At 60.3% G+C, this 10,778-nt stretch carries 9 protein-coding genes and 2 pseudogenes; 8 read left to right on the top strand and 3 right to left on the bottom strand.

Annotated features, from left to right (window positions below):
• A pseudogene (locus tag AC07XB_RS38435) lies at nucleotides 1-325 on the bottom strand (transposase); the annotation flags it as partial.
• Between the two features lie 858 nt (nucleotides 326-1,183).
• Here AC07XB_RS38435 and AC07XB_RS38430 point away from each other — a divergent pair.
• The 6 genes and pseudogenes from AC07XB_RS38430 to AC07XB_RS38405 all read left to right on the top strand — a co-directional run.
• A complete protein-coding gene (locus AC07XB_RS38430; RefSeq protein ID WP_492831286.1) occupies nucleotides 1,184-1,723 on the top strand; it encodes a fimbrial protein in 540 nt (179 codons plus the stop codon).
• A 103-nt stretch (nucleotides 1,724-1,826) separates the two neighbouring features.
• Entirely contained in the window at nucleotides 1,827-2,585 is a 759-nt protein-coding gene (locus AC07XB_RS38425) for a fimbria/pilus periplasmic chaperone (RefSeq protein WP_492831287.1), read from the top strand.
• Between the two features lie 75 nt (nucleotides 2,586-2,660).
• Nucleotides 2,661-5,228 (top strand): fimbria/pilus outer membrane usher protein, encoded by a 2,568-nt coding sequence (locus AC07XB_RS38420; RefSeq protein ID WP_494752835.1) that lies wholly within the window; start codon nucleotides 2,661-2,663, stop codon nucleotides 5,226-5,228.
• A 257-nt stretch (nucleotides 5,229-5,485) separates the two neighbouring features.
• The gene (locus AC07XB_RS38415; RefSeq protein WP_492831288.1) at nucleotides 5,486-6,664 is read left to right on the top strand and encodes a fimbrial protein; all 1,179 of its coding nucleotides are present in this window, start codon (nucleotides 5,486-5,488) and stop codon (nucleotides 6,662-6,664) included.
• Between the two features lie 31 nt (nucleotides 6,665-6,695).
• Nucleotides 6,696-6,914 carry a hypothetical protein gene (locus tag AC07XB_RS38410; protein ID WP_492831289.1) on the top strand — a complete coding sequence of 73 codons (219 nt, stop codon included), beginning with the start codon at nucleotides 6,696-6,698 and terminating at the stop codon, nucleotides 6,912-6,914.
• A 435-nt stretch (nucleotides 6,915-7,349) separates the two neighbouring features.
• A pseudogene (locus AC07XB_RS38405) lies at nucleotides 7,350-7,569 on the top strand (Tn3 family transposase); the annotation flags it as partial.
• Between the two features lie 153 nt (nucleotides 7,570-7,722).
• Here the strand turns inward: AC07XB_RS38405 and AC07XB_RS38400 are convergent.
• Nucleotides 7,723-7,914, bottom strand: coding sequence for a hypothetical protein (locus tag AC07XB_RS38400; RefSeq protein WP_492831290.1), 192 nt, complete (start codon nucleotides 7,912-7,914; stop codon nucleotides 7,723-7,725).
• A gap of 244 nt (nucleotides 7,915-8,158) precedes the next feature.
• On the opposite strand from AC07XB_RS38400, the gene AC07XB_RS38395 reads away from it, so the two are divergent.
• Nucleotides 8,159-8,326 (top strand): hypothetical protein, encoded by a 168-nt coding sequence (locus tag AC07XB_RS38395; protein ID WP_492831291.1) that lies wholly within the window; start codon nucleotides 8,159-8,161, stop codon nucleotides 8,324-8,326.
• Nucleotides 8,327-8,337: 11 nt separating this feature from the next.
• Here the strand turns inward: AC07XB_RS38395 and AC07XB_RS38390 are convergent, their stop codons facing one another.
• A complete protein-coding gene (locus tag AC07XB_RS38390; protein WP_492831292.1) occupies nucleotides 8,338-8,721 on the bottom strand; it encodes an EF-hand domain-containing protein in 384 nt (127 codons plus the stop codon).
• Nucleotides 8,722-9,119: 398 nt separating this feature from the next.
• Between AC07XB_RS38390 and AC07XB_RS38385 the strand changes: the two genes are divergently transcribed.
• Nucleotides 9,120-10,778 (top strand): ESPR-type extended signal peptide-containing protein (locus AC07XB_RS38385; RefSeq protein ID WP_494752834.1); only part of this gene is annotated, 1,659 nt, incomplete at its 3' end.

Here is a 10,778-nt window from a genome sequence, read left to right as displayed (position 1 = left end):
GCGAACCGAGGAGCTGTCGACAATGGCGCGCGCCATGTCGAGTTGGCCGCGACGGCGCAATTCGGACAGTAGTGTCTGGTGGATGCGTTGCCAGACGCCAGCCTCCTGCCATGCAACCAGCCGCCGCCAGCATGCGGTGCCCGAGCCACAGCCCAACTCTTGCGGCCCAGGCGATGCCAGAGCGAAGAACGAACACGATGCCAGTTAGCACCGCTCGGTCTGGCGTCGGCTTGCGCCCTGCATATCGGCGGTTGCGCGGCGCTCGCGCCGACAGCAACGGTTCGATGAGTGACCACAGTTCGTCGTCTATCAGCTCTCCGGGCATCGCTTCCTGTCAGGCAAAACAAGACAGGAAGTTAACACCGGCTCGAAAAAGTTAACAGACCCTATGGGTAATTTCGCAACAGCTTCTAAGCGGCGCTGGCTGCGACTACGCTGTACCGCCAGCACCCCTTGGATGCGGCACACACATTTCCCCATTCGCTGGCGACCGGGGGCCGCTATGGTAGTCCAGCAGAATACGAGCTTCGCACGACACTAATCCGAACTTTGGCTTCACAAATAGCCGTAACCCAGCGCTGCTGCGAATTCAGGCTATTCGTGAAGCCAAAGTTCGGCCTAACGAATAGGGAACAAACCTGAGTTGAGGTTCGTTGGACGAGAACGTGTACGGTGCCTAGGCTGGCGCGCCTGCACGTAATTTGGCCGGGGGCCGATGGTCCTGGACTCAGGTAAGTGCAGGCCTGACATCCGTAGCAGTTGTTTACATTTCCGCCGACTCCTCGTGCCACCATGGCGATGGCGATTAAGTTCCTCAGATATCTGCATTTCGAAACCATGTGGTTCATTCCCTATAGCATTTCTCGATCTGTACGAGAGGTTGGCTATCAGCACACCGACCCCACCGGCTTGGATTGATCGGCGGGCGGGAAATTGGCGGTGCATTGCCGTTCCGGAGATGCATGACGGATAGCGTCGCGCGCGTCCCTGTATGACGATTTCCAGCCGATAACGGATTCTTCGCCGAAAGTCAAGTATTAAATTCCATCGCCGTATGGCTTGGCAAAGGACATTTTTGCCCCTCCATGTGCGGGCGAAATTGTGAAGTGGCTGCGTGCCTCGGCAATAGAAAGGCCGCCTGCATGCTCTCTCTAGTCTCATCTCTTCTCTTTGAGGTTCACCCATGAAATCGAAGCTGTTGTCCACCATGATCGCCGCCAGCGTCATCGCCATCTCCCAGAATGCGCTGGCAGCCGATGGCACCATTACCTTCAACGGTAATATCACCGCACAGACCTGCACCATCAACGGCAACGGTAGTGCCTCGAACAACTTCACGGTCACGCTGCCGACCGTGTCGAGCTCGACCCTGGCCAGCGCCGGCCAGACGGCTGGCCGTACGCCGTTCAACATCGCTCTGACGAACTGCACGCCGAATTCGGGCAACGTGCATACCTTCTTCGAGGCAGGTCCGACCACTGATAGCACAACCGGCAACCTAATCCTGAACGCCGGTGGCGCCACCAATGTCCAGCTGGGTCTGCTGAATTCGGACGCCACCGCGATCAAGTCCGGGTTCGCCGACGCATCGCAGAACTCCAAGTCGGTTGCGATCAGCAACGGTTCCGCCACCCTATCGTACTTCGTCCAGTACGTCGCGACCGGCGCGGCCACGGCCGGTGCGGCGAACTCCAGCGTGCTCTATACCATCGCCTACCAGTAAGTCGGCGTCAACGAGGCGTTGCGGCATCGGTACGCTGAAAGGCGGAGCGGCCCCGCTGCCGTTCCGCTTTCCAGGTATTCCATCCGTTTCCACTTGCAACCCCATGAAGCATTCGATCACGAAGCATCTGATCACAGGGCTCGGTGTGTTCATGTTGTTCTACCCGTTTCCCACCCTGTCATCTGTTGTCATTGCCGGAACGCGGGTCATCTATGACGCACGAGAATCCGAGGCTGTGATCAAACTCAGCAACGAAGGCGAGGCCCCGGCGCTTGTGCAGGCATGGATCGACGACGGCAATGCGAAGGCCGCGCCGGCGGAGATCGCCGTCCCGTTCACCGTGACCCCACCCGTGTCCCGCATCGATCCCGGCAAAGGGCAGACGCTGCGCATCCTCCATACGGGCGAGCCGCTGCCTCCGAGTAAGGAGTCGGTGTTCTGGCTCAACGTCGTGGAAATACCGCCCAAGCCCACCGGCGATGAGGCCGAAGTCAATCGCCTGCAGTTCGCGTTCCGATCGCGCATCAAGTTGTTCTACCGCCCCGCCGGCCTCAAGGGCAATGTGGGTGAGGCTCCGGCGCAGATTGCGTGGCGCCTCGTTGGGGCGGGCAACCGCCAGGCCCTCGAAGCGCGCAATCCCACTGCATATCACGTTTCCTTCAGTGCGCTGGAAGCCACCGGAGGCGGAAAGACCGCCCGCTTTGACGATGGCGGAATGGTCGGCCCCGGCGAAACGAAGGTCTTCCCGCTTTCGGGCGAGGTAGGTGCGGGCGCGCCGGGCCGCCTCCGCTACCAGGCCATCAACGACTACGGGGGCCCGATGGACGCCGAGATTGACCTCGGAACCGCGTCCGCTCAGTGATCCAGTGACGGAACAGCCCGGGGTGTGTCCGTATTCAGGGTATCCACCCCCCGCGCCCGATATTGAGTAAGGACGATGCAAATTCCGATATCAAAGTCGCCCTCCTTCCGTTTGAGCCCGATCAGTGCGGTGCTCGTCTGCCTGTTCGCCGGAGCGGGTGCGACAGTGGCCAGAGCCGGCCAGCCAGGCTCCGTGATGGTGGCGGAAGTCGAATTCAACGACCAGTTCCTTCGCCAGACCGGCGGCGGGCGCATCGATGTGAGTCGGTTCAACAAGGGCAACGTGGCCCTGCCGGGAACCTATCGCGCGGATCTCTACGTCAACCAGATCTGGCTTGGGCGCGCCGAGGTTTCCGTGCGACAGATCGGCAATGACAGCCGCAATGTGCAGCCCTGTTTCGACCGTGCCCTGCTCGAACGCATTGGCGTCGACCTGGTCAAGCTTCTCACGGATGCGGCGAACCGCCTTGCCGACGGTCCGTGCGCGCCGCTGCCCGAGCTGGTGAATGCCGGAACAGCGGAGTTCGACAATGGAGAACAGCGACTCGATATCAGCCTGCCGCAAGCCGCGCTCAAGCGCAGAGCTCGTGGCTATGTCGACCCGCAGTACTGGGACGAGGGAGTCACCGCCGCACGTCTGCAGTACAACGCGAATGCCTATCGTTCCTCCAGCTTGGGACAGTCCACGTCGTTCGCCTATGTCGGTCTCAACGCCGGCGTGAACGTAGGTGCATGGCGTTTCCGGCACGTCGGCAACCTGAGCCATGACAACCTGGCCGGTACCCACTATCAGAGCGTGCAGACCAGCCTGCAGCGCAGTATTGCCGCCATCCGCAGTCAGGTCGTCCTCGGTGAGGCATTCACCGACGGTACCATATTCGACAGCGTTGGCTTTCGTGGCGTGCAACTGGCCAGCGATGACCGGATGTACCCGGAGTCGCAGCGCGGCTATGCCCCCACCATCAGGGGCGTCGCCAACACTAGCGCCCGCGTGCAGATCCGCCAGAGTGGCAACATCATCTACGAAACCACGGTGGCCGCCGGCGCCTTTGTCATTGACGACCTGTACCCCACCGGCTACGGTGGCGACCTCGAAGTGGTCGTGAACGAGGCCGACGGGAGCGTGCGCATCTCAAAGGTGCCTTATGCGGCGGCGGTCAATTCTTTGCGTCCGGGCATCACGCGCTACCAGGTGACTGCCGGCCAGTACCGGAACCCCATCGTCCGCAGCACGCCAAAGATGCTGCAGGCCACGATGCAGCACGGTCTTACCAATATGTTGACCGGTTATGGTGGCTTGCTGGCGGCGCAGGATTACACCGCACTGGCACTAGGCGGGGCCCTCAATACCTCCTTTGGCGCGCTCGGCATGGACGTCACCCAGGCCTGGGCGCGCTTCGAGAAGCAGCCGGATCGCAACGGGTACAGCGTCCGTCTCGTCTACAGCAAGTTGCTGGAGCCCATCGGCACCAACGTCACCCTCGCAGCCTACCGCTATTCCAGCAGCGGCTACCTGAACCTTGCCGATGCCGTCATATTGCGCGACATGGAACGCGATGCCAGAGGCCTGCCCATCAGTGGCGTCCAGCGCAATCGCTTGCAGTTGACGTTGAACCAGGCGCTGCCGCCGGGCTACGGATCCTTCTACCTGTCGGGCAGTGCTCAGAACTACTGGAGCCGCTCCGGCAACGATACCCAGTTCCAGCTTGGTTACAACAACAGCTACCGGCGCATCAGCTATGGCATCTCGGTGTCCCGCCAGTTCGACCTTACAAGGGGCCGCTGGGACAACCGCATCCTGCTCAACGTCGGGATCCCCTTGGGGAGTGATCAGCATGCGCCATATTCCTTCACCAGCGTGCAGCACGACACCCGCGGTGCCCAGGGCATCCAGCAATCCGTCACGGGCGCACTCGGAGTCGACAACGCGTTCACCTACGGCATGACCATGGGCCACAGCGGTGGCGGTGACACCCGCGATGTCACCAGCGTGGGTGGCAATGCCTCCTATGCATCGCCCGTTGCCTCGGTCAACGTCAACGCGAGCCGGAGCAGCATCTACCGGCAGATCGGCGCCGGCATCTCCGGCGGGATTGTCGCCTACTCGGGCGGAATCGTCTTGGCGCCCAGTATGGGCGACACGCTGGCGATCGTCGAGGCAAGGGATGCCGTCGGCGCCCGCGTTGCCAATGCCAGCGGCCTGCGCATCGATCCATGGGGGCGTGCGGTGGTCCCCAGCCTGACGCCATTCGCCAGCAACGCCGTCGAAATTAACCCCAAGGGCCTGCCGCTGCACGTGGAACTCAAATCGACCGAGCAGCACGTCGCACCAACAGCAGGTGCCGTCGTGAGGATGCGGTTCGAAACCGAGAGCGCGGGGCGCACGGCCATCCTCCAGGCGAGGACCGGCGACGGCAAGCCCTTGCCGTTCGGCGCGGAGGTCTTCGATGCCACTGGCCAGAGCGTCGGCACCGTGGCCCAGGCCAGCCGCATCATCGCGCGCAGATTGCACAACGACGCCGGCGAACTGATCGTCAAATGGGGCGGCGCTCCATCGGAGCAGTGTTCGGTGGCCTACAGCTTGCCCGCGGAGGCCGCCAGCAGCGTCGCGCCATATTCGGCGATGGGAATGGTTTGCAAATGAAATTCACGAATGCAATGGTCGCTCTTGCCCGCAAGTCGCAGGATTTCAGTTGGGGCCAACGGAGGGGCGCTGCCAACTTGTCGATAGTAAGCCGATTCAGCGACAAGGAGGTGCATCGCTCGGAAAGCGGTCGATGGAATCTGGGTGATCTTCGCGAATTTTTGCCATGCAGCGAAACGTCGGTGCGATCAGCCAGGACAGTTGGATCTTCGTGCGGAGTGTCGCCAATCGGGGGACGCTCGCCGGGAAGTAGGTCGATGTGGCCGACGCAATACGCGTTGGACTATCGCTTGCCTCCCAAGGGCGAAGATCGCGGTTCCGATGCGCATATCGATGTGGTGCGCGGCGCGGGGCTGCACGTTGAACGAGGCAACGGCGGTTTCGCCAGCCGGAGGCAATTCGCAATGATCCTTTCTCTGTCGCGCGTAGTCCCGCGCAAGTGGTTCCGTTTCGTCACGCTCTGCATGGCGGCGTGCGCCGGACTCGCCGCCAGCTTGCCCGCGGAAGCGGCCCTGCAATGCACGATCACCGGCTCGGCAGCGATCAGCTTCGGCACGGTCACCGTGCCGCGCGACACACCGCTCGGCACGGCGATCGGCCCGCTCCAATCGTCGACGGTATCCGTCTCCTGTCCGTCGAATCCGGGTTCGCCCAACAGCGGCTGGTATCTCCAGTATTTCCCGACGTTGACCGGCAGCCCGGTGGCGGGCGTGTGGAATACCGGGATCGCCGGCATCGGCATCCGGGTGATCGACGTGACCTATGGCAACAAGACGCTGTCGTCGATCAACGTCGGCAGCTGGGGCGATTTCGCCGCGCCGATCACGACCAACGCTTCGTTCAGCGGCAACTTCACGTTCACCTATCAACTGATCAAAACCGCAGCCCAAGTGACGAGCGGCGGCGCAGTCAACATTCCGCAGCTGTTCACGCTGGCCAGCCACAATATTCCTTTGAACGTCACCTCGCCGGTGCTGGCGACAATTTCGGTCAAAAACACGTTGATCGTCGCAGCCACCTGCACGGTGACGACGCCATCGGTCGGCGTCGCGTTGCCGGTCGTCAGGGCCAGCGCGCTGAGCCCCGTCGGGACAACAACCGGCAACACCCGCTTTAACATCGGATTGTCATGCCAAGCCGGCGCCAACGTCTATGTGACTCTTACCGACGCAACCAATACCGGCAACACGACCAGCAATCTGACGCTTGCCACAGGTTCGACCGCGTCGGGAGTGAAGCTGCGCGTACTGAACAGCAGCGGATCGGCTGTCAGCTATGGCCCAGATTCGGCAGTGGCCGGAAATCCGAATCAGTGGCAGGTGGGTGCGTCCGTCAGCACGACGCAAATTCCATTGACCGCGCAGTATATTTCGACTGGCCCAGTAACACCCGGGACAGTAAAGGGGCTGGCGACTTTCACGATGAGTTACCACTAGCCGCGACCGGCGGACGGCGTTACGTCATCGCATGTCTGAACGCCCGATTGCCAACGTGAACATGATCCTTCCCGTGACGGTAACGGGCAATCCGGTATTCACTGTTCTGGTCTGCACCACGCCAAATTTCATGGTCAATCTGGACACGCATCTGACCTTCGGTTTCAGCGGCCCGAATACGTTTACGTACTCGGTCAACTTCAACCTGGCGTTGAACAATTACCCGGCGGGAATGAACACCATCCGGTAGGGCGTCCATCCCATTAACGCCATTGCGAATCCAAGCATATCTGCGACCAGCCACCTCCATGAAAACTGGCCAGTATTGCCTGCCGTGTTTGGCCTTGTGTTCGTGTCGATATTGGCTGGTGTCGGTATGTACGCCTCTGACGAATATAATTGGGGAGCGAGAATCATTAGCAAATGGAAAAGCTTATATTTGGCTTTTTTGGATACCGATATTTTCCGTTTTCGCAATATTTTTGCGCCATACCAAATCCCGAACAATTGACAATTCTAGATCGGAAAAAAATCTAGCCGAAGCGGGCCATCCAAAGCTCAACATCGTCAGATCACAGGGTCGTAAATGATCGGTGGTTGCCTTTGCATGTCGTTGGCGTCAGGGGCTCGTTGTCCTTTTTTTGCTGCTTTCGGCTGCGGCGCGAGGCTCGTCGCAACCATCAAGTACAAGCCTATCGACCGCTTGTTCTCGGACGTGGTCGACAGGGACCTGATAGCCTTCCACTGGCAGGACCCGATGCAGGTCGCGTTGTCGATCCAGGCCGGGACCCATTTCTTCACCGCTGCTGCTGCGGCGCTTGGGCTCGGACAGCCGCAAGAACCGACTCTACTTGGCCGCCCAGGAACTGGGGAGAGTCGTGCGCACGGTGTTCCTGCTGGGATGGACGCCGCCGGTATCTAGCTGAACCAGTACCGGTCCTGAACGTGCAGGGCGTCTTGATGGCGATTTTCCCGCTGTCGCCAGGGCCAGGTGCGCAACACCGGCAACCCTGATGGGCTGCGCGGTGGATCTCACCGGCGCGGCCCTGGGTGAATGGCTACACCAGTCCGACCCAGCCCACGCCGCCCTCGACCGGCGCGCAGCAGGTCATCTCGTTGGGGCCGGTGCTGGCGCCAGCCAGCGCGGTACCGGCGTCCACGCCCGTGACTAACCCGACCGCCCCCTGGCAGTTCAGTCCGGTCATCGTGGCCACGCCTGCGGCGCTCACCACGGGCAGCAGCCAGACCATCGACTGGCACTTCACCGCCAACCTCGGCGGCAAACCAGTTACCGTACCCAACGGCAGCACGGGAACGCGCAGAATGCCTATCTCTCGACAGTAATTGCCTTCAAGGATGCAGGAGGAGGCGCCGAGTTCGAAACGATTGGATTCAGAGCACAGTTTACATTAGTTGACTTTTTGCGCGGCGCGAGGCGCCTACAATCTTCGGAAATGACCATGGTGACTATTCCTTCACAGGCGCATATGCTGGATGACCTATCTCCGATTACTGCGATGGCGCTGGAACAACCCACGGCATTCGCCAGAACGCTCAGTGCAGGCATCGCTGATGCTGCAAACCACGCTCCAGGTGATTGCTGAGTATGAGCAGAAATTACAGCAAGAGCGCAACGCGCACGACGCTATGCGCAACACCTGAGACTAACCAGTCTATTCGCTCTGCTTCCGATAGTGGTTGCGCACGTAGATCGTATATTCGCCACGACTGAGCATGCCATCTCCGTCGGCATCCAGCGCGGAGTATTCCTTCAGCAACCGCGGTATACGATCACGCACCTCCGACAGTGAGAGTCGACCGTCCTGGTTGGCATCGGCCAGGCGGAACAGCTTCTGATATTCCCTATTGACCTTGCTGAAGGAGGAAGATACCGATCTTCCTTGCGCTGCGGCCACGCCAATGGAGCCAAGCAAAAGACAGGCCGACATCGCCACCGTCGTCCTTAAATGAGCTGCTGTTGCTAACATGCCGGACAATATTTTATTCCGCGCGGCTGGGGTGACTGCAGCGACGTGACAAGTCGAGAAGAACGACATGTGTGAGGACATCTGGTAATGGATTACGGAAGGTGTATGGGGCAACAACCCGGCGTGCAAAGTGTAGGTTTTCCTACCTCCGCAGATTGCAAACAATTGAAATGGAGGCGATGTTCATCGCCATTGCTACTGAGGTCGGGGCGCAAAACCGACGGGCGCATGTGTGGTACGAGGCGCAGTTAGTCAGGTTCAAGCCGATAGACTGCGGATCAAGCTGGCGCTACGTCCGGAGAATGGTGTGCGTCTCTTGGCGGTGTAGGCGCTTAGAAGATCGGCACCGCTGCCAGCCTTGTCTGAATTGTGTGTGAATAGCAAGGGCGTCTGTATGAATTGTTGATCTTGTGGTGCGGCCATGTGAATAACCTAGGCGGAAATTTTGCTAACTCAGGTTATAGGCAATGAATAAGACGTACCGCTCGATCTGGAACGAGTCACTCGGTGCCTGGGTGGCAGTATCAGAGACGACCCGCACGCGGGGGAAACCTAGCCGCTCGAAGGTCCTCGAAAGTGTCGTTCTTGGGTCCATTTTCGCCATACCATTCCTCGTAAGTGGGGAGGCGTGGGCGACAGGTGGTCTCTATATCAACGATGGAACGGACAACGGCTGCACCTACATTCAGGACCCCAGTGCTATCAGTGCGATTACCAGCACTATTTGCATACCCTCCGACAAGTCTACACAAACGAACAGGGCTCTTTTCTATAATCCCACTAGCAGCAGTGGGCCAACGTCGTTGACATTAGGCAATGAACTTTACGTCAACGGCGGGAAATTTGGTCTTTCCGATCAGCTTGGCGGAACATATGGCATGCGCATTGGCAGCGCGTCAACGCTGGCAAGTTCACTCGGACAAAATGCCATCGCGATCGGCTCTGCTCAGACCACGTCGAGCGATGGGGCCACTACGGCTGCCACACAGGCGTCCGGAACCTCGTCGATAGCTATTGGAAGTACCGCCAAAGCGTTGGGCAATTCAGCTCTGGCCCTGGGCCCTAACGCAACAGCAAACAATGCCAACGACGTGGCGTTGGGTTCGGGTTCGGTGACCGCCGCACCCAACCCGACGAGCAGCTCCACCATCGGTTCGACGACCTATGGCACGTTCGCAGGCGCCACGCCGACGAGCGTCGTCAGCGTCGGTGCCGTTGGCGCAGAGCGACAGATCACCAATGTGGCGGCGGGCCGGATTACCGCGGCCAGCACTGATGCTATCAACGGCAGCCAGCTCTACTCCGTCGCGAGTACCGTTGGTTCCAGCATCAGTTCGCTGTCCACCGGCGTCAGTTCGTTGTCGACCGGCTTAAGCACGACTAACAGCAATGTCGCCAGCCTGTCGACTTCGACCTCGACGACGGCCAGCTCGTTGTCCACCGGCGTCAGCTCGCTGTCGACTGGCTTGAGCACGACGAACAGCAACGTTGCCAGCCTGTCGACTTCCACTTCGACGACGGCCAGCTCGTTGTCGACCGGCGTCAGTTCGCTGTCCACGTCGGCCTCGACCGGCATCAGCTCGCTGTCGACGGGCTTGAGTACGACGAACAGCAACGTCGCTAGCTTGTCGGCGTCCACCTCGACGACGGCCAGTTCGCTGTCGACCGGCGTTAGTTCGCTGTCCACGTCGGCCTCGACCGGGATCAGCTTGCTGTCGACGGGTCTGAGCACGACGAACAGCAATGTGACGAGCCTGTCGACTTCGACGTCGACGGGCATCAACTCGCTGTCGACGGGCCTGAGTACGACGAACAGCAACGTCGCTAGCTTGTCGGCGTCCACCTCGACGACGGCCAGTTCGCTGTCGACCGGCGTTAGTTCGTTGTCCACGTCGGCCTCGACCGGGATCAGCTTGCTGTCGACGGGCTTGAGCACGACAAACAGCAATCTGGACAGCCTGTCGACTTCCACTTCGACGACGGCCAGCTCGTTGTCGACTGGCGTCAGTTCGCTGTCCACGTCGGCCTCGACCGGGATCAGCTTGCTGGCGACGGGTCTGAGCACGACGAACAGCAATGTGACGAGCCTGTCGACTTCGACGTCGACGGGCATCAACTCGCTGTCG

The sequence above is a fragment of the Cupriavidus sp. GW821-FHT02F09 genome, from assembly GCF_059421605.1.
Note: the sequence above shows the minus strand (reverse complement) of the source record. Positions and strands in the feature narration are given on the sequence as shown.

Bases quoted from the DNA above. Each gene is read 5' to 3' on its own strand.
- AC07XB_RS38430 (WP_492831286.1), top strand. From the start codon at position 1,184: ATGAAATCGAAGCTGTTGTCCACCATGATCGCCGCCAGCGTCATCGCC.
- AC07XB_RS38425 (WP_492831287.1), top strand. From the start codon at position 1,827: ATGAAGCATTCGATCACGAAGCATCTGATCACAGGGCTCGGTGTGTTC.
- AC07XB_RS38420 (WP_494752835.1), top strand. From the start codon at position 2,661: ATGCAAATTCCGATATCAAAGTCGCCCTCCTTCCGTTTGAGCCCGATC.
- AC07XB_RS38415 (WP_492831288.1), top strand. From the start codon at position 5,486: ATGTGGCCGACGCAATACGCGTTGGACTATCGCTTGCCTCCCAAGGGC.
- AC07XB_RS38410 (WP_492831289.1), top strand. From the start codon at position 6,696: ATGTCTGAACGCCCGATTGCCAACGTGAACATGATCCTTCCCGTGACG.
- AC07XB_RS38400 (WP_492831290.1), bottom strand. From the start codon at position 7,914: ATGGTCTGGCTGCTGCCCGTGGTGAGCGCCGCAGGCGTGGCCACGATG.
- AC07XB_RS38395 (WP_492831291.1), top strand. From the start codon at position 8,159: ATGACCTATCTCCGATTACTGCGATGGCGCTGGAACAACCCACGGCAT.
- AC07XB_RS38390 (WP_492831292.1), bottom strand. From the start codon at position 8,721: ATGTCGTTCTTCTCGACTTGTCACGTCGCTGCAGTCACCCCAGCCGCG.